At 36.1% G+C, this 23759-nt stretch carries 19 protein-coding genes; 13 read left to right on the top strand and 6 right to left on the bottom strand.

Annotated elements, in window-relative coordinates; all coding sequences use genetic code 11:
* Nucleotides 1-114: 114 nt before the first annotated feature.
* Nucleotides 115-1491, top strand: a complete 1377-nt coding sequence (ppnN, locus tag H3T54_RS09705; RefSeq protein ID WP_065614640.1) for a nucleotide 5'-monophosphate nucleosidase PpnN — start codon at nt 115-117, stop codon at nt 1489-1491.
* Nucleotides 1492-1585: 94 nt separating this feature from the next.
* On the opposite strand, the gene radA is transcribed toward ppnN, so the two are convergent.
* The 3 genes from radA to H3T54_RS09690 all read right to left on the bottom strand — a co-directional run bounded on the left by radA (nt 1586) and on the right by H3T54_RS09690 (nt 4487).
* Complete coding sequence (gene radA, locus H3T54_RS09700) at nt 1586-2962, bottom strand: DNA repair protein RadA (RefSeq protein WP_198222345.1); 1377 nt, start codon at nt 2960-2962, stop codon at nt 1586-1588.
* A 9-nt stretch (nt 2963-2971) separates the two neighbouring features.
* Nucleotides 2972-3946, bottom strand: coding sequence for a phosphoserine phosphatase (serB, locus tag H3T54_RS09695; protein WP_198222347.1), 975 nt, complete (start codon nt 3944-3946; stop codon nt 2972-2974).
* Between the two features lie 199 nt (nt 3947-4145).
* Nucleotides 4146-4487: a helix-turn-helix domain-containing protein gene (locus H3T54_RS09690; protein WP_232351571.1), complete on the bottom strand. Its 342-nt coding sequence runs from the start codon at nt 4485-4487 to the stop codon at nt 4146-4148.
* A gap of 111 nt (nt 4488-4598) precedes the next feature.
* On the opposite strand from H3T54_RS09690, the gene H3T54_RS09685 reads away from it, so the two are divergent.
* Nucleotides 4599-5138: an NAD(P)H-dependent oxidoreductase gene (locus H3T54_RS09685; RefSeq protein WP_198222349.1), complete on the top strand. Its 540-nt coding sequence runs from the start codon at nt 4599-4601 to the stop codon at nt 5136-5138.
* A 56-nt stretch (nt 5139-5194) separates the two neighbouring features.
* On the opposite strand, the gene rsmB is transcribed toward H3T54_RS09685, so the two are convergent.
* Both rsmB and H3T54_RS09675 read right to left on the bottom strand, forming a co-directional pair.
* Complete coding sequence (gene rsmB, locus H3T54_RS09680) at nt 5195-6484, bottom strand: 16S rRNA (cytosine(967)-C(5))-methyltransferase RsmB (RefSeq protein ID WP_198222351.1); 1290 nt, start codon at nt 6482-6484, stop codon at nt 5195-5197.
* A 31-nt stretch (nt 6485-6515) separates the two neighbouring features.
* Nucleotides 6516-7859, bottom strand: a complete 1344-nt coding sequence (locus H3T54_RS09675; RefSeq protein WP_110448607.1) for a Na+/H+ antiporter family protein — start codon at nt 7857-7859, stop codon at nt 6516-6518.
* Between the two features lie 361 nt (nt 7860-8220).
* Between H3T54_RS09675 and H3T54_RS09670 the strand changes: the two genes are divergently transcribed.
* From H3T54_RS09670 to H3T54_RS09620, 11 genes are all read left to right on the top strand, one after another.
* Nucleotides 8221-9093, top strand: a complete 873-nt coding sequence (locus tag H3T54_RS09670) for a shikimate dehydrogenase (RefSeq protein WP_198222353.1) — start codon at nt 8221-8223, stop codon at nt 9091-9093.
* 23 nt (nt 9094-9116) lie between these two features.
* Nucleotides 9117-9881 carry a type I 3-dehydroquinate dehydratase gene (gene aroD, locus H3T54_RS09665; protein WP_086365103.1) on the top strand — a complete coding sequence of 255 codons (765 nt, stop codon included), beginning with the start codon at nt 9117-9119 and terminating at the stop codon, nt 9879-9881.
* 349 nt (nt 9882-10230) lie between these two features.
* On the top strand, nt 10231-12651 hold the full coding sequence (gene plsB / locus H3T54_RS09660; RefSeq protein WP_198222355.1) for a glycerol-3-phosphate 1-O-acyltransferase PlsB: 2421 nt from the start codon (nt 10231-10233) through the stop codon (nt 12649-12651).
* A gap of 293 nt (nt 12652-12944) precedes the next feature.
* The gene (gene fdnG / locus H3T54_RS09655; protein WP_110448611.1) at nt 12945-16013 is read left to right on the top strand and encodes a formate dehydrogenase-N subunit alpha; all 3069 of its coding nucleotides are present in this window, start codon (nt 12945-12947) and stop codon (nt 16011-16013) included.
* 15 nt (nt 16014-16028) lie between these two features.
* Entirely contained in the window at nt 16029-17003 is a 975-nt protein-coding gene (fdxH, locus tag H3T54_RS09650) for a formate dehydrogenase subunit beta (RefSeq protein ID WP_086358780.1), read from the top strand.
* Nucleotides 16996-17694, top strand: coding sequence for a formate dehydrogenase subunit gamma (locus H3T54_RS09645; protein ID WP_086362721.1), 699 nt, complete (start codon nt 16996-16998; stop codon nt 17692-17694). The genes fdxH and H3T54_RS09645 overlap by 8 nt, the downstream gene beginning before the upstream one ends.
* Nucleotides 17695-17783: 89 nt before the next feature.
* Entirely contained in the window at nt 17784-18692 is a 909-nt protein-coding gene (gene fdhE, locus H3T54_RS09640) for a formate dehydrogenase accessory protein FdhE (protein ID WP_198222357.1), read from the top strand.
* Between the two features lie 118 nt (nt 18693-18810).
* The gene (locus H3T54_RS09635) at nt 18811-19773 is read left to right on the top strand and encodes an ABC transporter substrate-binding protein (RefSeq protein WP_198222359.1); all 963 of its coding nucleotides are present in this window, start codon (nt 18811-18813) and stop codon (nt 19771-19773) included.
* Between the two features lie 248 nt (nt 19774-20021).
* Nucleotides 20022-20999 (top strand): ABC transporter substrate-binding protein, encoded by a 978-nt coding sequence (locus H3T54_RS09630; RefSeq protein ID WP_198201785.1) that lies wholly within the window; start codon nt 20022-20024, stop codon nt 20997-20999.
* A 62-nt stretch (nt 21000-21061) separates the two neighbouring features.
* A complete protein-coding gene (locus tag H3T54_RS09625; protein WP_110448614.1) occupies nt 21062-22006 on the top strand; it encodes an ABC transporter permease in 945 nt (314 codons plus the stop codon).
* Between the two features lie 2 nt (nt 22007-22008).
* On the top strand, nt 22009-22803 hold the full coding sequence (locus tag H3T54_RS09620; protein ID WP_198201787.1) for an ABC transporter ATP-binding protein: 795 nt from the start codon (nt 22009-22011) through the stop codon (nt 22801-22803).
* A 69-nt stretch (nt 22804-22872) separates the two neighbouring features.
* Here the strand turns inward: H3T54_RS09620 and H3T54_RS09615 are convergent, their stop codons facing one another.
* Nucleotides 22873-23418: an NADAR family protein gene (locus tag H3T54_RS09615; RefSeq protein WP_198222361.1), complete on the bottom strand. Its 546-nt coding sequence runs from the start codon at nt 23416-23418 to the stop codon at nt 22873-22875.
* Nucleotides 23419-23759 lie beyond the last annotated feature (341 nt).

Genomic DNA, 23759 nt, shown 5'->3' with positions numbered 1-23759 from the left:
TCATGTTAAATTAATTTAATTGATAAATTAGGTTATTATCAGCTTTACTTATTTTTTATTCTGTTTGAATATATAATGATTTTTTGTCGATAAAACCGTCAAATGGAGGTTGTAATGATTACCCATATTAGTCCATTAGGATCAATGGATTTACTTGCCCAAGCAGAAGTCGATATTCTGAAAAAGTCAGCAAATAGTGAACTATACCAATTATTTAGAAATTGTTCACTAGCCACACTAAATGCAGGTAGCAAAACTGATAATACTCAAGAATTATTGGATAGATTTAAATCTTTCGAAATTAACGTTATCAGCAAAGAACGAGGGGTCAAATTAGAGCTTATTGATGCTCCTGAAACCGCATTTGTCGACAAAAAAATTATTCGCTCCATTCAAGCCAATCTATTTGCGGTATTGCGTGATATTCTGTTTTTAAATAGCCAAATTAGTGCAATTAAACATTTGGTGCCTAATGATAAACTGGAAAAAGAACACTCCTATTACATCACCAATCTTGTTTTCTCAATTTTACGTAATGCCAATGCCTTACATGTGGGTGAAGAACCTAATTTAATTGTCTGTTGGGGTGGGCATTCCATTAACGAAAGTGAATATTATTATGCTCGTCAGGTTGGTATGCAGTTAGGGCTACGCGAACTCAATATCTGCACTGGCTGTGGACCGGGTATTATGGAAGCACCAATGAAAGGGGCTGCAGTTGGTCACGCTCAACAAAGGATCAAAGATAGTCGCTTTATTGGTATGACCGAACCATCCATTATTGCCGCAGAGCCACCAAATGCACTGGTTAATGAACTTATTATTATGCCGGATATTGAAAAAAGACTTGAAGCCTTTGTGCGTATGGCGCACGGTATTGTTATCTTTCCTGGAGGCCCTGGTACCGCAGAAGAATTGCTTTATATTTTGGGGATAATGCTCAATCCTGCTAATAAAAATCAAACTTTACCAATTATTTTAACTGGTCCCAAAGAGTGTGAAGATTATTTTGCTGCAATTGACCAATTTATCCGCAACACCTTAGGAGAAGAAGCAACTAAACTGTATGAAATTATCATTGATTCGCCAGAACAAGTCGCTCGCATCATGAAACATGGCGTCAAACAGGTTAAATCATCACGTTTAGCAACTGGAGATGCTTACGGATTTAACTGGTTACTTAAAATTGATGAATCATTACAGCATCCATTTGAACCAACTCATGAAAATATGGCATCACTTAATCTACATAAAAATCAACCTGTTGAAATGTTAGCAGCTGACTTACGTCGAGCTTTCTCAGGTATTGTAGCCGGTAATGTTAAAGAATTCGGTATGAAGCAAATTGCCGAACATGGACGCTATAAATTACAAGGCGATCCAGAAATTATGAAACAATTAGATAATTTACTGCTTAGCTATGTGAAACAAGACCGTATGAAGCTACCTGGAGGTAGTGCTTACCAACCTTGTTATGAAATTTGTTATTAACGCTAAAATTAAATAACTTCTTTTCCGCCGATAGTTAAATTCTAAGACGAAATTGCAGAATTAAATCGGCGGAATATTTTCAGCAAGAAAAACGCTACAAATCACTTAAAATATCTAGTGCTTCAGATACTTTCTTAACCGCAAAGATCTGCATATTTTCTGGTTTCTTTTTCGGCATATTGGCAATAGGTACTATCGCTTTTTTAAAGCCATGTTTAGCCGCTTCTGAAATACGCTCTTGACCACTTGGTACCGGTCTGATTTCACCACCTAATCCTATTTCACCAAAAATTACCACATCTTGTGGTAAAGGACGATTACGGAAACTCGATACCAATGCGGCAATTAATGCTAGATCTGCGCTCGTTTCAGTCACTTTTACCCCACCGACAACATTAACAAAAATATCCTGATCGGCCATTTGTAAACCACCATGACGATGTAAAACAGCCAATAACAGTGCTAATCGGTTCTGATCAAGTCCGACAGTTACTCGTCTTGGATTACCATAAACAGAGTGATCAACTAACGCTTGGATCTCAACTAATAATGGCCGAGTGCCTTCCCACAGCACCATTACTGAACTACCAGATAACATCTCATCACCACGACTTAAAAAGATTGCTGATGGATTGCTAACCTCTTTCAAGCCTTGTTCGGTCATGGCAAACACACCAAGCTCATTTACGGCACCAAAACGATTTTTATGGCTACGCAAAGTACGGAATCGAGAATCCGCATCACCATCAAGTAAAATCGAGCAGTCAATACAGTGTTCAAGCACTTTAGGTCCTGCCAGCGAACCATCTTTAGTCACATGGCCAACCATGATAATGGCAATTCCTTTGGTTTTCGCAAAGCGAGTTAAATAAGCTGCTGTTTCTCGAACTTGTGCCACACTGCCTGGCGAAGATTGGATATCAGCAAGATGCATCACTTGAATTGAATCGATAACCATTAATTTTGGTTGAGATTGTTCGGCCAGTAAACAGATCTGCTCGATACTGGTTTCAGACAACATATTAATATTATCAGTAGGTAAACCTAAACGATGGGCACGCATTGCTACTTGTTGCAATGACTCTTCACCAGTAACATAGAGTGTATTCATTTGTGCAGACAGTTTACTCATTGTTTGCAATAACAAAGTACTTTTACCGGCACCAGGATTACCACCAATTAAGATAGCACTACCTGGTACCACGCCACCGCCAAGTACGCGGTCAAATTCTGAAAATCCAGTTGAAAATCGAGGTAAGGCCTCTAAACTAATCTCAGATAGTTTTTGGATCTTAGTTTGCCCTGCACCACCAGCATAACCGGTTAATCGATCATTGCGTGATGAGGTACTGGCTAACCTCACTTCAGTAATAGTATTCCAAGCATGGCAAGCACTACATTGACCTTGCCAACGAGGATAATCGGCGCCACAATCATTACATACATAAGCGCGCTTTACTGTTTTGGCCAAATTTTTCTCCTAACCTTCACTTAATAAACTGGTAGATAGAATGCACCATAAACCAGTTAAATCAGCATAATTGATACTAATTCTTGCTTTTTCAACCACTTTCGGCTTGCCGTGATAAGCAACTCCAAGTCCGGCAATTCGAATCATCATTAAATCATTAGCGCCATCGCCAATTGCAACCGTTTGTTCAATCGGAATATCTAAAGAAGCAGCCAATTGTTGTAACATTCGAGCTTTATATTTAGCATCAACAATTTGCCCTATCACTTTACCAGTTAACTGGCCTTTTTTTATTTCTAACTCATTAGCATGAGCAGCAACCAGTTTCAACTTCTGTTTTAAATGGTCAGCAAAATAGGTAAATCCTCCAGAAACAATAGCAACGTGCCAATTTTTTTTATGTAGCTCTTTAACTAAACAAGTCAATCCCGGCGTTAGCGGTAGTGTTTTTTTTACTTGCTCTAAAATATCTTGTGGAGCACCAGTTAACGTCGCCACGCGTTTGCGTAAGCTGGAGGCAAAATCAAGTTCACCTCGCATAGCAAGTTCAGTAACTGCAGCAACTTGTTCACCCACACCTTGTAGCTTTGCCAACTCATCAATACATTCAATACCAATAGCTGTTGAATCCATATCCATAACCAATAGGCCAGGAGAATGTAAGGTTGGTAAATTATCGATTGGTGCAACATCAATCCCTAAGCTTAACGAAATCGATTTGGCTTTTTTCGGTATTACCCCTGCAATACGTACAATTTGATAGGTTTTAATTTTCCATGAAGAAACCACAACCATCGGCATTGCTAGCTGTCTTTGAAATTTTGACAGCAAGGTTTTATTTAACTTTTTACCATAAATAATCCAACCGGTTTTTCCGGCATTGTAATCTAATGGGACTACTTCACAACCATTTAAAGATAAAGGTAAACCTTGCCAATATTGTATATTTTCAGGGAGATCACTATAGGTTAATGTGTAAGCCATATTTCGAGAGTCTTAAAAGTGCAAAACAGATTCGGAATTTACCATATCTGCCAAAGATTGTCCAAGTAACGATGATAAGATGTTATTGATTAAATTTTATGGATTAAAAACCCCCTTTCCTCAAAATTTTTTGAGGAAAAATTTAATTCATCATTAATCATTGCAAATCAACTAACAATTAAAAAGGCAAAAATGAAAACTAAATACCTTCCCCCCATAAACATAGCTGTTCAAGGGCAGGACCAATTTTTTCACCCATTGAGGTTAATTTATATAACACTTTAAGTGGTGGTTTTTGACCATACACACTGCGAGTAATAAGTCCATCTTGTTCCAATTTTTTAAGTTGAATGCTTAATGTCATATCGGTAACTTCTGGAACCAATACCTTTAACTCACTAAATCGCTTTTCTCCAGACAGCAAATAATAGAGGATTACACCTTTCCATTTTCCACCAATTAAATCCATTGCTAAACTTATTGGGCAATAATAAGTTTTATTGTTATAGCGTTTTGACGGCCGTTCTTCACCACCTTGCATACATATTCCTAACTATACTATCAAGTTTGATAGATATTGCTTAAAAAATATTTGTCAATAAACTAAATAGAGTAACTCAATTTTTTATAGTATAAAAACAAAGGAAATTTTATGCCATTAATTATTTTAGCTCATCCTAATATTGAACAATCAACAGCCAATAAAACTATTGTTGAAACCTTACAAAATGAAGTTAAAGATCTTGAAGTTCGAAATATTCATCAGCTTTATCCAAACTATCAAATTAATGTGCAAGAAGAACAAACCGCATTACTGAGACACGAGCTAATCATTTTACAATACCCGATGTATTGGTTTAACATGCCAGCAATCCTAAAATTATGGTTTGATGAAGTATTTACTTATCAATTTGCCTATGGTTCAAAAGGCGATAAATTAAAAGATAAAAAATTACTAACCAGTTTAACTATCGGACAAGTTGAGAAAAATTATAGTGATTATGACCCTAATATAATCGATCATCTACATCAACCAGTAAAACTATCCGCACTTTATAGCCAAATGCAATACCTAACACCAGTTGTTTTATATGGGGTATCACCAGTAACCGCTGAGCCAAATGAAATAAAGGCCAAAGCAATACAACATAGTGAAAAATTAGTTGCAATGATTGAAAAATATAAGCAATAGAATAATGGTGATGATTTATATTTGCACAATAAATCATCAAACATCATTGCTAATAACTATTCTTTCTTTAATACAGCATAGAAAAAACCATCACCAGCCAATTCAGTCGGTAAAAACTGCCTAAGTTCTCCCTGCTGTTTGGCGTTGGGGGTTTGTTGTAAAAAACGGGCGATTTGTAACTTATTCTCCTCTGGCAATACGGAGCAAGTGGCATAAACTAAAGTGCCACCAGCTTTTAAATAAGGCCAGATACGTGTCAAAATAGCATATTGTAGTTCGGTGAGCTGAGCGATATCGCTATCACGTCGTAACCATTTTATATCAGGATGACGACGAATAACCCCAGTAGCCGAACAAGGTGCATCAAGCAAGATGCGATCAAACTGACACCCATCACACCACTTCTCAGGAGTTAAACCGTCACCGACTTTGACTTGTGCATGTTGTTTTAGGCGTGTTAAATTTTCATCAATTCGTTTAACGCGGTTGGCATCAACATCTACAGCTAATACATTAGCTGTTGGCGCAAGTTCTAAGATATGGGTGGTTTTACCGCCAGGAGCGGCACACATATCTAAAATTTGCTCACCATTTTTAGGTGCTAATAGATAAGCCGCGTATTGTGCCGATAAATCTTGTACTGTTACTGCTCCTTCAGCAAAAAACGGTAATTTAGTCACATTTACCGCCGTAGTTAAACGAATAGCACAGGGAATATCAGCAAAAGACTCGGAAGTAATCTGTTTTTTTTCAAGTAATTGTTGGTATTCACTAACCGAATAATGGTTAAGATTAACTCGTAACCACATAGGTGGTTTCTGATTATTCGCATTAACAATTGCTTGCCACTGCTCTGGATAAGCTGATTTTAAACGATTTAATAACCAACCAGGATGTAAGGTCTGACTAATTTGTTGTTTACTATCTTGCTGAAATTTTTGTTTTAATGATGCCTGTTGGCGTAAAAATTCACGTAAAACACCATTAATCACACCTTTTAATTGCGGTTTTTTTAAATCATTAACCGCACCAACTGTTTCGCCTACAGCGGCATGTTCAGGAATTCGGGTATAAAGAATTTGGTACAATCCAGTTAGCAATAAGTAATGTAAAATTCTATTTTTCCCAGTTAAGACCTTGCTCATTAAGTTATGAATATAGAAATCCAGTTCTGGTAGCACTCGCATTACACCAAAACAGATCTCTTGCACTAATGCTTTGTCTTTATCAGCAACTTGATTATTCAAAGATGCTAAAGCCGTACTAAGTGATTGTCCTTCTTCCAGTACCGCAAAAATAGCTTTTGCACAAAGCGCACGAATATTTTGGTATGACTTTTTATTCATAACTAATAATAGCCTTAATTCTTTTAATTGTTTAAAGAATCAATGATCCCACCCATCCAGCAATAAATAACGGAATATTGAAATGGGTAAAGGTTGGAATAACACTGTCTCTAATATGGTCATGCTGTCCATCACTATTTAAACCAGCAGATGTGGCTAAAATAGTATCTGAAGGTGGTGAACCGGCATCACCGATAGCTCCTGATGCACCAATTAAACAAACTGTTGCAATTGGTGAAAATCCTAATTGAACGCATAACGGAACATAAATTGCCGCAATAATTGGAACAGTAGAAAATGACGAGCCAATTCCCAACGTAATGACCAAACCAACTAACATCATCATGAAAGAGGCCACGACTTTGTTACCAGCAAATAACGCTGCACTATTAATGACTAAAGGTTCTATTTCATGCGTCTGTTTTAATACTTCGGCAAACCCTTGCGCAGATATCATCACAAAACCAATCATTGCCATCATTTTGATACCATCGGTGAAGATTCCATCTGCTTCGCCCCATTTGATTGAACCTGAAACAATAAAGCAAATAAAACCAATTAACGCACCTAATATCATCGATCCAGTACAAAGTTGCACGGTGAAAGAAAGAACAATCGCTAATAATGAGATAATAAGTGAACGAGCACTTACATTACTAAACTGTTCGGCATGACTCTCTTCACGGATAAGTTCATACTGTCTCGGTTTACGATAACTGACAAAAATAGCCCATAGTAAACCAACAAACATACCGAAAGCAGGAATAGCCATAGCATGCATGACATTAACATGACTAACATCCATTCCTGACGAAATAATATTTTTTAACAAAATTTGATTTAGAAAGATATTACCGAATCCGACCGGTAAAAACATATATGGCGTAATCAAACCAAATGTCATAATACACGCAATCATTCGTCTATCTAGTTGTAATCTCGACATCACATATAAAAGTGGTGGAATTAAAAGCGGAATAAAGGCGATATGAATTGGAATAATATTCTGTGAGGAAATACTAACTAACCCGATAATAATAACTAATAACCATTTAATTCGTGTTTTGGCATCATTAGTAGTTAATTGTTTAATGGCTTTATCAGCTAATAATTCTGGTAAGCCTGATTTAGAAATAGCCACGGCAAACGCACCTAACATAGCATAAGATAAGGCAATATTAGCCCCGTTACTAATACCTGCATTAAAAGCGTCTATGGTTTCTTTTAGGGTTAGATGACTGCATAAACCACCTGCAAATGCACCAATAATTAAGCTAATTACCACATGAACTCGGCAAAGCGAAAGCACTAACATTAAAATAACAGCAACAACAACTGCATTTACTGAGGAAAACAGCTCAAGAATAGTATTCATAAATAGATTCTTCGTAGCGAGATAAAGGTGGTTATTCTAGGCGATAGCTATTTAAAGTGCAATTGTTAGTATACGCTTACTCGCATAAAGCCTTTTTTAATCACCAATTAACTGACCATGTTAAAATGTGAATCAATAAAACAAATAATATTGTTATATCTTTAGGTTGTAGCACACTTGATCTCGTGTCATTATAAAAGCAATAACAAAACTGAAATTACAATTAAATAATTATCCTATTGAATTAAAAAAGCTAAGGTCTAAATTGCCAGCTTTTTGGCTAAACAAAATCAATAAACACAAACATCATGGTATATGATCAGTTTTGGACAAAATTTAGATTAGTTACGGAGAATTTCAAATGAGAAGTAATATTGATGGTCATTTTCTATTGATTGGTTTAATGGCTTATCCGATTCGTCATAGTTTGTCACCGCAAATGCAAAATACCATTTACTCTAAATTAAATATTCCATTTATTTATTTAGCATTTGAAGTTGATCAACCAAAGCTACCCGATGCAATAAAAGGTTTACGAGCGCTTGGGTTACGAGGTAGTGCTATTTCAATGCCCAATAAACAACTTGTTTGCCAATACCTTGATAAATTAACACCTGCGGTAGAAATGAGTGGTGCCTGTAATACCATTTCAAATGATAATGGCGTATTGACTGGTTATAACACTGACGGCATAGGCTATATGCGTATGCTAGCAGAAGCTGGTATTAATATGCTAGATAAAAAAATAACCATTCTCGGTGCCGGAGGTGCGGCAACCGCAATTGCCGTACAAGCAGCTCTTGATGGTGTAAAAGAAATTGCTATTTTTAATCAGAAAGATGAGTGCTATACAAAGATAGAATCGGTAATAAAAAAATTAAATGAACAGACAAAATGTAAAGTACATATTACCGATCTAGCTGATGAGAATGAGCTAAGAAAACAAATTGCTGATAGTGATGTACTTTGTAATGCCACTGGTGTAGGAATGAAACCATTAGAAGGACAAAGTTTAATTACCGATCCAACAATCTTGCGATCAGATCTCGTTGTTACAGATTGTATTTATAGCCCACGCAAAACTAAGCTATTAGAAATGGCCGAACAACAAGGATGTAAAACACTTAATGGCATCGGTATGATGCTATGGCAAGGAGCGGCACAAATAAAAATTTGGACAGGCGAAGATGCACCAATTGATTATGTCAAAGAACAAATGGGATTTAATGATTAATTTTGTGGTGAACAGGAAATAAAATGAATATAGTAACAGTTAAACAGCTTGAGATAGGTAAAGGTACTCCAAAAATAATTGTGCCAATTATTGGTAAAACCGAAGATGAACTCATTGATGAAGTAAAGTTTTTACAATCTATTGATTTTGACGTTTTAGAATGGCGAGTTGACCACTTTACGCAAGTTGATAATATTGATGCAGTCAAATCCATAGCACAAAAAATAGCGACCTTATTGCCCAATAAACCAATTTTATTTACTTTCCGTACCGCAAATGAAGGTGGCGTAAAACCATGGCCATTAGATGCTTATATGCAACTAAATAAAGCAATGGCAAGCAGTGGCTTAGTTGATTTAATTGATGTTGAAGTCTTTATTGGCGATGACAATGTAAAAGAAATTATCGATATTGCGCATAAAAATAATGTATTCGTGGTTGCCTCAAACCATGACTTTGAAAAAACACCATCACAAAGTGATATTGTCTATCGATTAAGAAAAATGCAAGACTTGGGTGCAGATATTCCTAAAATTGCCGTGATGCCACAAAATACTAATGATGTATTAACATTACTTGCCGCAACCAGCGAAATGAATGAAAAATTTGCTACACAACCAATTATTACCATGTCAATGGCCGGTCTTGGTGCAATCAGCCGCATTGCAGGGACAACCTTTGGTTCAGCCATGACATTTGGTGCTGCCAAAAACGCCTCAGCTCCAGGTCAACTCGATGTTAAACAATTACGTTACATTTTAGATGTAATGTATCAAAGCAAAGCTTGATAATAAACTGATGCCATCACGATTTAAACTGGATTGTGATGGCTAGTTTTCGCTCATTAATACAACCATTGTGATAACTTAATTTCAATAAACTATATAGTGTTGCTATTAATATGTCTTTATAATGGGTAGGCATAGGCATCTATAAATTAAAACAATCTAGCTGAAAGATTATGCAAATTAACTAACAGTTAGACAATAACACATATATACTTGGATTAATGTTTATTGTTAAAAAGTAAAATAACAATATAAATTTGCAATTTATGCATCGACAAGTCAGTCGATAAACGAATGGCTAACAATGATTTAATTATATAATTAGCCACAAAATATGAGGTTTATTTTTATGTTTTCTTGGTGGACAAAAGTTTATTTTTCACTAATTCAGATCCCTGTTAAGCTTTTTGTTAAAAGTAAACCAATTCCTACCGATCCTATTACTGAATTGGATCTCGATATCCATCGACCAATTTTGTATGTGCTACCTTATAATTCGCAAATTGACTTAATGGTAGTGAGATCACTTTGTCTTAAATATGATTTGCCAGATCCTTTACTAGGCATTGATATTAATGGTAATACTATTCCTGCTTATATTTATATTGATAAAGGGCCGGGTATTTTTGCCTCTAAAAAACAAAAAAATAAATCAATTGAAATTTTAAGGGAATATATCTCAGCGCATCAACAAAATGATGAACTAGATGTGCAAATGTTGCCAGTTTCCGTTATGTTCGGGCGAAAACCAGATAAAGAAGGTAAAAAAATGCCTTCACTACAAGTTTTGGGCGCAACGTATAAACTTTATAAAATCTTAATTTCTGGCCGCGACTGTTATACTCGATTCTCTCGAACGGTATCATTTAAAAATATTAAGGTTGACGATAATCAAGATATCTCTGTTTTAGCCCACAAACTTGCTCGAGTCGCACGCATACACTTTGCTAAACAAAGGGCTGCCTCTGTTGGCCCGAAGTTACCTATTCGTCAGGAGATGCTTAACAAATTACTAACTAATCCTGCCCTTGCCGAAGCTATACAAGAAGAAGCTAAAAGCAAAAAAATAGATCAGGATAAAGCCAAAAAGAATGCCCTATCATTATTAAACGAAATTGCAGCTAATTTTTCTTACCGCATGCTTAGAGTGACCGATTTTGTTCTGACTTGGGCATGGAATAGACTTTATCAAGGTCTAAAAGTTACTAATGCTGACCCAGTTCGAGAATTAGCTGAAAATGGCCATGAAATTGTCTATGCGCCATGTCATCGCAGTCATATGGATTACTTATTACTATCCTATGTACTTTATCGACAAGGACTGGTGCCACCACATATTGCCGCAGGTATTAATTTAAACTTCTGGCCAGCAGGCCCTATTTTTAGGCGCTTAGGGGCATTTTTTATTCGCCGTTCATTTAAAGGTAATAAACTTTATACCGCTGTATTTCGGGAGTATTTAGCTGAGTTATTTATCCGAGGTTATGCGGTCGAGTATTTCATTGAGGGTGGTCGATCACGCACAGGTAGGTTACTTGATCCTAAAACAGGAATGTTAATGATGACAGTCCAGACTTTATTGCGTGGTGATCCTCGGCCAATCACAATCGTTCCTGTTTATATTGGTTATGAACATGTTTTAGAAGTTGCCACTTATGCCAATGAACTTCGTGGCGCAAAAAAAGAAAAAGAGAGCTTGTGGCGTACAATTAAAGCATTTTTAAAATTGAAAAAATTAGGCTTTGGTTATGTTAACTTTGGTGATCCTATCCCTTTAAACCAATTTTTAAATCAACAAATTCCCGATTGGCGAGATGCGATTGATCCAACAGGAACACAACGTCCTAGCTGGTTAACACCCACAACTAATCTGCTGGCTACACAAATAATGGAACACATTAATTCATCTGCAGCAATCAATGCGATGAATTTATGTTGTTCAATATTGTTAGCAGCAGATCAATGTACATTAACCAAAGTAAAATTATTAGAAAATATTGATTATCTCTTAAAATTATTAAAAAACATTCCTTATTCCAACTTAATTACCATTCCTGATCAAACTGCTGAACAGATGTTCGAACATGCTAAAGATATGGGCAAATTTGTCATTACCACTGATGAAGTTGGTGAAATGGTAGGTTTAACAGCCGATCAAGCAGTATTGATGACCTATTATCGTAATAACATTCAGCATTTACTGATCATTCCAGCAATTGTCGCGCGAATTTTGCTTAAAAATAACCGTATTTCGCTTGATGAAGTACTTATGCAAGTCAAACTGCTGTTCCCATTAATAAAATCAGAACTATTTTTATATCACAATGATGAACAACTAACTGAGTATGTGAATAAAATTATTGCAACTTATGCTGAATTGAATCTAATCAGTTACACGCCAGACAAATTAACCTTGAACTACTTAAAAATGTCAGGTTTACAGCTATTGGCATCATCCTCAAAAGATACATTACAACGCTATGTCATTGCATTTTCATTATTGCAAAAAGATCCAACCATCAGCCGAGCAAGTTTGGAAAAAGAAGGGCGATTAATAGCAGAACGTTTATCGATACTTCATGGTATTAATGCACCAGAATTTTTCGATAAAGGCGTCTTTTCAACATTGGTTGCTTCACTAAGAGAACAAGGTTATTTAGATGATAAAGGTGATGCTAATTTAGCGAAAATCGAAATCATGAATAAAATTCTTAAACCTCTTATTACCACTCGTGTAATGCAAACCATCGACGAAATTAATCCAAAATAATAAATTGGTTAAGGCTTACTTGATTATTATCAGTAAGCCAAATATACTGCATTTATAATCATTAATTTAAACAATTTTTTCACTTAATTAATTTCACTAACAATATATTTATATCTAAATAAAACCCTAAAACAATTAAATAGCAAACGCTATTTTTGATATATATCAAACTTTTGAATATTTATCCCTTTATTTCCATTCAATTAAATATTATCATTACAATTAATAAGGATGTTTATCCATTCCAACATAACAATCTAAATAATGTAATGTCAGCTTTTTAAGGAGTTCATATGCTATTTAACCGTAGACAGTTCTTTAAGATCTGTGCTGGTGGCATGGCAGGAACCACAGTAGCTACGCTGGGTCTTGCCCCGAGCATAGCTCTTGCACAAACTCGCCAATATAAATTATTAAAATCAAAAGAGACGCGAAACAATTGTACTTACTGCTCCGTTGGATGTGGAATGCTCCTCTATAGCCGAGGAGATGGAGCAAAAAATGCCGAATCATCTATTTTTCATATCGAAGGTGACCCTGACCATCCTGTTAGCCGTGGCTCTCTTTGTCCGAAAGGAGCTGGAGTACTTGATTATATTAAAAGCGAACAACGGGTTAAATATCCTGAATATCGTGCTCCTGGTTCTGATAAATGGCAACGGATTAGTTGGGATGAAGCAATTGATCGCATTGCACGACTCATGAAAGCTGACCGAGATAAAAACTTTCAAGAAAAAAATGCACAAGGTACGACAGTTAATCGCTGGACAACAACCGGCTGGTTGGTTACCTCAGCAGCAAGTAATGAAACTGGTTGGTTAGCGTTTAAAGTTGCTCGTTCATTAGGAATGTTAAGCCTTGAAACCCAAGCTAGGGTTTGTCATGGTCCTTCTGTTTCTAGCTTAGCTGCGACATTCGGTCGAGGCGCGATGACCAATAATTGGAATGATATCAAAAATGCTAATGTTGTTATCGTTATGGGGGGTAATGCAGCGGAAGCCCACCCTGTTGGATTTAAATGGGCTATTGAAGCTAAAATTACTAACGGTGCGGAACTGATTGCAATTGATCCACGTTTTCATCGAACTGCCTCCGTCGCCGATCATTATGTACCAATTCGTGCTGGTTCTGACATTGCTTTTTTACTTGGCATTATTAACTACCTTATCTCACATAACGAAGTAAACTTTGAATATCTAGTTACCCACTCTAATGCCAGTTTAATTGTCCGTGATGATTTTAACTTCGATACAAATAGTGGTTTATTTAGTGGTTATGATGCCGCTAACCGCCAATACGATCAAACCAGCTGGGCATATCAAAAAGATGAAAAGGGTTATGCATTAAGAGATAAAACACTAAGTCATCCACGTTGTGTATGGAATTTATTAAAACAACACGTTAGTCGTTATACACCAGAAGTGGTGAATCAAATAACCGGTAGTCCAATAGACGGTTTTTTACATGTTTGTCGATCTCTTGCTAGTACCAAAACCAACGATCGTGCAGCAACTTTCTTATATGCTTTAGGTTGGACTCAACATACTTATGGTTCGCAAATTATTCGTACCGCGGCAATGATACAATTGATTCTTGGTAATATTGGTGTCATGGGTGGCGGTATAAATGCGCTTCGCGGTCACTCCAATATTCAAGGATTAACAGATGTTGGTTTACTGTCTAATCGTTTGCCTGCTTATCTTGACTTACCAAAAGAATCGCAAACTTCACTTGAGCAATATCTAACAGAAAAAACCCCTAAACCACTCGGTCCAAATGAGGTCAATTTTTGGGGTAATTACCCGAAATTCTTTGTTAGCTTTATGAAAGCGATGTACGGCGAGAATGCCACTCAAGATAACAATTGGGGATTTGATTGGTTACCAAAATGGGATAAAACCTATGATGTTTTAAGATTCAGCAAAATGATGCGTGATGGTCAAGCTAATGGTTTTATTTGCCAAGGTTTCAACCCATTAGCAGCACTGCCTGATAAAAACAGTATTCGTGATGGACTATCTAAGCTTAAATTTTTAGTTAGCATTGATCCAATGCCAACCGAAACAGCTGAGTTTTGGAAAAATCATGGCGAATCAAATGATGTTGATCCAAGCAAAATTCAAACAGAGGTATTTAGGCTTCCTGCAAACTGCTTTGCTGAAGAAAACGGAACAATTGTTAACTCATCACGTTTATTACAATGGCACTGGGCAGCAGCAAGACCACCTTACGAATCACTTTATGATCCAGAGATTATTGCCCGCATTTACTTAAGAATTAAAGAGCTTTATGAAGAAGAAGGTGGTGCTTATCACGAACCAATTAACAATTTAAGCTGGGATTATCTAGATCCAGAAGGTCCATCGGCTGAAGAACTAGCTAAAGAGTGTAATGGTCGAGCATTAACTAACTTAACTGATGATAATGGCAATATTATTTTGAAGAAAGGCCAACTATTAAGTGGTTTTTCACAATTAAAAGCAGACGGCTCCACCTCATCAGGGATCTGGATATTCTGTGGCTCTTGGACTGAACAAGGTAACCTAATGGCACGCCGAGATCCTAGTGATCCATCCGGTAAAGGTATCCATGCTGGCTGGGCATGGGCATGGCCAATGAATCGACGAGTGCTGTATAACCGCGCCTCTGCCGACGAAAATGGTAAACCATGGGATCCAAATCGAGTATTAATCAAGTGGAACGGTACAAATTGGGATGGTAATGATATCGCTGACTTTACAGGTACATTATCACCAAGCTCTGGTGCTGGTGCATTTATCATGAATAATGATGGTTTAGGTGGATTATTCTGCTTAAATCGTTTGGTTGATGGCCCATTCCCTGAACATTATGAGCCATTTGAAACACCAATTTCCAATAATCCAATGCATCCTAAACAGGTGAATAATCCTGTTGCTAGAGCATTTAAAGAAGATCTTGCACGTTTGGGTAAAGCAGACGAGTTTCCTTATGTCGGCACAACTTATAGTATCACTGAACATTTCCATTTCTGGACTCAACATGCAAGACTAGCATCAATAACACAACCAGAACAATTTATTGAATTAAGTGAAAATCTTGCCAATAAGAAAGGCATAAAATTAGGCGATACGGTAAAAGTTACCTCTTATCGAGGTTATATCAAAGCGAAAGCAGTTGTGACAAAACGTTTACCAACTTTGACTGTTGATGGTAAAGAGATCGAAACCATAGGAATTCCAATTGTATGGGGATTCACTGGGCAAACGAAAAAAGGCTTTTTGGTTAATGAATTAACACCTCATTTAGGTGATGCTAATTCACAAACACCAGAATATAAATCTTTTTTAGTTAATATCGAAAAAGTTACTACAGCGGCATAAGAGGGAGGATAAATTATGTCATTACAAACTCAAGATATTATTCGCCGCTCAGCAACTAACGCTTTAACCCCTGCACCTCGTGTACGAGATTATCAGCAGGAAGTTGCCAAGTTAATTGATGTAACTACCTGTATCGGTTGTAAAGCTTGCCAAGTCGCTTGTAGCGAATGGAATGATCTGCGTGCCGAAATAGGTAATAGCGTCGGTGTTTATGACAACCCTGCCGACTTAGAACCTAAAGCATGGACCGTTATGCGCTATTCAGAAGTTGAAATTAATGGCAAATTTGAATGGCTTATTCGTAAAGATGGTTGTATGCACTGTTCAGATCCTGGCTGTCTAAAAGCGTGTCCGTCGGAAGGGGCGATTATTCAATACGCTAATGGTATTGTTGATTTTCAATCGGAACACTGTATTGGATGTGGATATTGTGTGGCCGGCTGTCCATTTAATATTCCTAGAATCAGTAAAGAAGATAATCACTCTTATAAATGTACCTTATGTGTTGATCGCGTTGCAGTTGGCCAAGAACCAGCCTGTGTAAAAACATGCCCAACGGGAGCGATTCATTTTGGCACCAAACAAGATATGATTCGTCATGCCGAGCATCGAATTACTGATTTGAAAAAACGTGGATTTGAACACGCTGGTCTCTATAATCCAGAAGGTGTCGGTGGCACACATGTTATGTATGTTTTACATCATGCTGATCAACCTGAACTTTATCATGGCTTACCAAAAGACCCACAAATTAGTGAAATTGTTAAATTCTGGAAAGGTGCTTGGAAGCCACTATCCGCAGCGGCTTTTGTCGCTACTTTTGGTGGATTGCTGTTCCATTATATGGGTGTCGGTGCGATTGAAGTCGATGAAGAAGATATAGAACACGAAAAAGAAGCAGATAAACAAGCAAGAAAACGTTTAGGATTGCCTATTTTTGGCCGAAAAAATACGCCTAATTCGTCGCAAACGGAGGCTCATCATGAATAAAAAAGGAATGATATTAAGAACACCACTTATTGTACGTTTCTGTCATTGGTGTATGGTCTGTTTGTTTATTCTAACGGCACTATCTGGTTTGTCCCTGTTTTTTCCATCCATTAAGCTATTTGGATTATTTCTTGGTACACCACAACTAGTTAGAGCGTTGCATCCAATCATTGGTTGTGTCGTATTCGTTTTATTAATGTTTATGTTTATAAAACTCGCACATCATAATATTCCAAATAAAAATGATCTGTTATGGATTAAAAACTTTAAACACGTCATTATGGGTAAAGAAGAAGGTATTCCGATCGGTAAGTATAATGTTGGTCAGAAATTTCTATTCTGGTGCATTATGAGTCTGATCTTTGTATTATTTGTCACAGGCTTAATTATGTGGCGTCGCTATGTTTCCGATTATTTCCCAATTCAAATAGTCCGTATTGCCATATTTTTACATTCTTTTGCAGCTATATGTCTTATTTTATTAGCCATTGGGCATGCTTATATGGCACTTTGGGTAAAAGGTTCAATAAAAGGTATGATAACTGGCTATGTTTCTCGAGCTTGGGCGCTTAAAAATCATTCATCATGGTACGAAGAAGAAATGAAAAAAGTTTATCAGCAAGAACTTAATGCCGAGAGTGAAACTAAGGTTGAACAATCACCGCAAACTGAGCAAAAACCTGCTTTATAAAGTCTAATAGTAGATCTGCTGATATTAATCAGCAGATTAGCTAAATGGCTAAATCAATTCTGGATAAAACCTCAAAGTGGTAATCAATAATGAGTATAAAAATCATTTCGCAAGAACAACTCGAACAACAAAATATAAGCTCAGTAATTAGGCAGATCCCATTGCTATTTTATCCATCAACGAAAACACTTTATATTCACCGCGCGGCACGTTTAAAAACTTTAGCCGAAAATAACCCATTAAGCGATTATTTACGATTTTGTGCAAAAATAGCAGAGCAACAAGCCAAATTAATTAACCAACAAAACACTATTGAAGCACCAAATTTACTCAATAATGACTTAGCGCCATTAAGTTTAGAGAATTTACCATTAAATGATATTTGGCAAGATTATTTATCTGAACTATTAAATTCTTTTTCCGATACCAGCGAACAAATCGATGCCGTAATTCAACGATTAAAACAAAATAATCCTGAACAACTTCAAGAAAAAGCAATTAGTTTACTACAAGGTAAATTTGATCTAGTCGAAGGCAACGAATCTATATTTATTTGGTCTGCATTATCGGTTTATTACAGTCAACTGGCTAATCAAATTAAAGGAAAAGCAGTCGCTGAAAATACTGATCAAAGTTGGCTATGCCCTGTTTGTAATAGCCTACCGGTTGCTAGTGTGATTCAACTTGGCGGTAATAATGGTTTAAGATACCTTCATTGTAGTTTGTGTGAAAGCGAATGGTATGTACCACGGGTAAAATGTACTTGTTGCGATAATATGCAAGATATCCAATATTTCTCATTAGATAACGAAATGGCAGCAATAAAAACTGAATGTTGTGATGCCTGTCATAGCTATCTGAAAATTTTAGATCAAGATAAAGATCCTCACATAGAAGTTATTGCCGATGATGTAGCATCATTAATCTTAGATATAAAAACAGAAGAAGAAGGATTCGCAAAAAGTGGGATAAACCCATTTGTTTTTGCACAAAAATAAAATTTTCAATTAGGAACATTTTATCTTTTTATAATAATTAATTATAAAAATATTACTTAACATTTTAAATTATTAAGACTAAAATAATATCACTGTACTAGTTTATGAGTTCTTGATAATGAAACGTTATTTATTATTGATAGTGATGTTAGTAATTACATCATTTTCCTGTTTAGCTGATACCATAAAAAATGTTGCGATAACAGCAATTGTTGAACATCCTTCATTAGATCAAATCCGTGATGGGGTAAAAGACGAGTTAATCGCAAGTGGTTTTAAATTGAATGAAAACTTACAGGTACAATATCGAAGTGCCCAAGGTAGTAGTGCTACAGCCGCACAAATTGCACGCCAATTTGTCGCAGCTAAACCTGATGTTATCGTCGCTATAGCGACACCAAGTGCCCAAGCAACGGTTGCCGCAACCAAACAAATCCCAGTCGTCTTTGCTGGAATTACCGATCCAATTGCAGCTAAATTAATCAAAAACTGGGAACCAACACATAACAATGTTACAGGAGTTTCAGATTATCAAGAAATAGGCCCTCAAATTGAGTTTATGAAGAAAATTGTACCTAATGTAAAAGCTGTAGGTTATATTTATAGTCCTAGTGAAATTAACTCAACTGTAGTGCTAAAAAACCTACAACAGCAACTTAGCCAACAAAATATATCATTAATAGCGGTACCTGCTCAACGTACCGCAGATATCTCAACTGCGGCTAATACACTTAAAGGAAAAGTTGATCTTATTTATACGACAACAGATAACAATGTTGTTTCGGCTTATGAATCATTAGTTAAATTTGCCAACGAAAATAAAATACCTCTGTTAGCATCATTCCCCGATGCAATTGAACGTGGTGCAGTTGCCGCTTATGGTATGAGTTATTACGATGTTGGCCTCCAATCAGGCAAACTTGTGGTAAGAGTTTTAAATGGTGAAGCACCAGGAGATATTACGCCAGAGATAGGTCAAGCATTACGTTTGGTGGTCAATATTGATGCAGCTAAGAAGCAAGGAATTGATTTATCAGCAGATGTTATCGAATCAGCCTATAAAGTTATCGGTCAAAAATAAATTCTTATCTTAAATAATCATCAAATCCCTTGCTCATTGAAATGAGCAAGGTTTTAAAAACCCCTCTCCTCAAAAATTATTACTATCGTTTATTGGTAAATAACGCATTTATTTCGACAAAAATAACACAAACTGTAAAAAATAATTTACATATATACTTTCTTTTAACTATAGAAAATTGTCCGATTTTGCTTTATAGTAAGCTAATATTTAGATTGAATGTAAAATAAATATTACAGGAGTAGCAAATGCGAAATTCAATAATTAAACTTTTTATGTTACTCAGTTTATCCGCAGTAACATTTTTTTCATCTGCAGATAATAAAACCGAACAAAAATTTGTTGCTATCACCGCTATTGTCGAACATCCTGCCTTAGATAATGTCCGTAAAGGTGTTGAAGATGAGTTAAAAGATAATGGCTATATTGCTGGTGAAAACCTAAAATTACAATTTGCTAGTGCCCAAGGTAGTAGCGCTAATGCAGCCCAAATCGCTAAACAATTTGTTGCCAATAAACCAGATGCTATCGTAGGGATTGCTACACCAAGTACCCAAGCGTTAGTGGCTACCACTAAATTAATCCCTATCGTTTTTACTGCAGTAACGGATCCGGTTGCAGCTAAATTGACGCCAAGTTGGGAAGCATCTAAAACAAATGTAACTGGGGTTTCCGATGCTTTATCATTAGAATCACAAATCGATATGATGTTAAAAATCAAACCAGATGCAAAAAATATCGGTTATGTTTACAGTCCTAGTGAAGTTAATTCAACAATTGTACTTAAAGAATTACAAGTTGCACTTGAAAAACGTGGCATGAAAATCATCGCTGCACCGGCACAACGAACCTCTGACATTTCAACTGCAGCAAGAAGTTTAAAAGGAAAAGTTGATCTGATCTATACAACAACCGATAATAACGTCGTTTCGGCCTACGAAGCTTTAGCTAAAGTTGCCAATGAAAACAAAATTCCACTAGTAGCATCAGATCCTGATTCAGCTGAACGAGGTGCGATTGCCGCTTTAGGAATGAGTTATTATGATCTTGGCCGTCAAGCTGGTAAAATTGTTATTCGAATTCTTAACGGTGAAAAACCAGGTGATATTGCACCACAAGTTGGCAATATCACACAGTTAACAATTAATAAGAAAGCAGCTGAACGTCAAGGTGTAACGCTATCGGAAGAAGTATTAAAATCAGCGGCAAAAGTTGTCGAAAAATAATTTAAATCGTTTTAATAACTAAACCGCCAAATTTGGCGGTTACTTTTTTAGTGGATTTTTTCATGTCATTTGAATTTTTATTAGGCTCAATTGGAATAGGACTTATTTACGCATTAGTTAGTTTGGGTGTGTTTATCTCATTTAGATTACTTGATTTCCCCGATCTAACTGCTGATGCTAGTTTTCCACTTGGTGGTGCAGTATGTGGATTATGCATGTACGTTGGTATTGATCCATGGATAGCAACATTTTTAGGTATGTTTGCTGGTTGTATTGCAGGTGCAATGACTGGACTACTCTATGTTAAACTTAATATATTGCAATTACTATCCAGTATTATTGTAATGATAGGTCTATATTCTATTAACTTAAGAATTTTAGGGATAGGCCCATATATTATGGACGAAACCCCAAGAATGGCAGGATCGCCTAATTTATCATTGCTAGATGCAAAAACTATTTTTTCACCATTTATGGCTGAAGATTACAGCAATCAATATCTAGTACAACCTATGATAATTTTAGCGTTTGTTATAGTTTTTTGGCTGCTACTTAATCTATTTCTAAATACTCAAGTTGGATTAGCACTAAGAGCAACCGGTACTAATCAACGAATGGCAAAATCTCAAGGCATTCCAACTGGTGCGATCACTATTTTAGGGATGGCAATATCAAACGGATTAATCGCTCTAGGTGGTTCATTATTCGTGCAAACACAAGGTGGTGCCGATATCACTATTGGAGTTGGTACCATTGTTATTGGTCTTGCTTCAATTATTATTGGTGAAAGTATATTCCCAACAAAACGCATCTGGGCAGTTATGATTGCAGTTATTTTTGGCGCAATCTTATATCGGTTATTTATCGCTTTCGCGCTCAGTAATGAATTCTTACAAGAAATTGGTGTAGGTACTGAAGACCTAAATCTTATTACGGCAATATTGGTTGTATTGGCATTAGTATTACCAAAACAACTAAAAAAATATTCTAAAAAAAGAGGTAAGTAAGCATGATTAAAGTAGGACAATTACAATTGACGTTTAATAAAGGAACGCCAATTGAAAATCATGTATTACGTGGTTTGAATCTCAATATCAAAAAAGGGGAATTTGTTACTATTATTGGTAGTAATGGTGCAGGAAAAAGTTCATTACTTAATGTCATTAGTGGTGATCTGATTGTTGATTCTGGCCATATTATCATCAATAATAAAAGTGTTACACGCTGGCCAGCTTGGAAAAGAGCTGGAATGGTGGCACGAGTATTCCAAGATCCAATGGTCGGAACGTGTGAAAACCTAACCATAGAAGAAAATTTAGCTATCGCTTACAACCGTGGTAATAATTTTACTTTACGACCAGCTTTAAATCGTAGACTGCGTGCTCTATTTAAAGAGAAACTAGCAACGCTAAATTTAGGTTTAGAAAATAGACTATCAGATATGATGGGCTTGCTTTCTGGTGGACAAAGGCAAGCAGTTAGCCTACTCATGTCAACATTACAACCATCCAAGATATTATTACTTGATGAACATACCGCAGCTCTCGATCCCAAAACAGCACAATTTGTTTTGGATCTGACTAATGAAATTGTTCAGAAAAACCAGTTAACCACTATGATGGTGACTCATTCAATGAAACAAGCATTAGAATATGGCACAAGAACAGTGATGCTACATCAAGGACAAGTAGTACTTGATGTGTCAGGAGAACAACGAGATAAGCTAACAGTCACAGATTTATTAGATATGTTTGAAAAAACTCGTGGTGAAAAAGTAACTGACGATGCCTTATTATTAGGTTAATAAATCAGCAAGCAATATTTAATAGCTGAATATTGCTTCTTATCCAACAAGATTCGTATAAATAATTCATTATTTTTCTTGTAATTGTTGGCGAACATTCATTAAAGCAAATCCAAGCAAATTTTTTCCACACCACATTAGCGGATTATCAATATTAGGATCATCCTGAGACAATCCTATGCCCCATATTTTATCAACCGGACTTGCTTCTACTAATATTCTTTGTTTGGTTGATAATATAAAATCCGTCAACTTTGGATTCTGTGAAAACTTAGCATAATTACCATTTATGACAATATTAAAGCAGTGTTCATCCCAAATATCCGGTATGAATCCTTTTACTTGACGCCCTAATGCCTTTGCTAATCCAGGAGAATTAGCAGTAAGTATTTTTGATAATATTTGCTCATCACCGAATAATCTTGCTTTCTCAGCCATCATATAATGTTCTGCAGTTGGATAGTAAATATTATCAACCTCAAAACGACTTGGATACCATTGGCTAAAACAACTCTTTGTTACGATAGAAGGTTGTTTTTCTACATGTCCCCAAAAATATATATATTTATACCGTTTACCACTTTTATATTGCTGGCGTAATTGCAATAAATCCATATAAATTCCTTATCATCACTGATGAATATGTTATATGTATTTCCATCAAATACCAATATTGTATTAGTAAAAAATATTTTGTTTTTTAATAGAAAAGAACTGTATACCATTTTCATATAACAAAAATAATGATGCCGATAAGAAGTATTTAAGATTATGTATGATATGTAAAAGAAATATAACGTTATATTTTTGTGATAAGGCGTTGTATAGAAATTATTTGACTATCTACAATAGTATTTATTAATCCTAAAATGCAAAAAAGCCCAGCATCGCTGCTGGGCTCGTATATTTAAAAGTCTGGCGGCACCCTACTCTCACATGGGTAATACCCACACTAC

This window comes from Gilliamella sp. B14384G10, assembly GCF_016101685.1.
Taxonomy (GTDB): Bacteria; Pseudomonadota; Gammaproteobacteria; order Enterobacterales; family Orbaceae; genus Gilliamella; species Gilliamella apis_A.
Note: the sequence above shows the minus strand (reverse complement) of the source record. Positions and strands in the feature narration are given on the sequence as shown.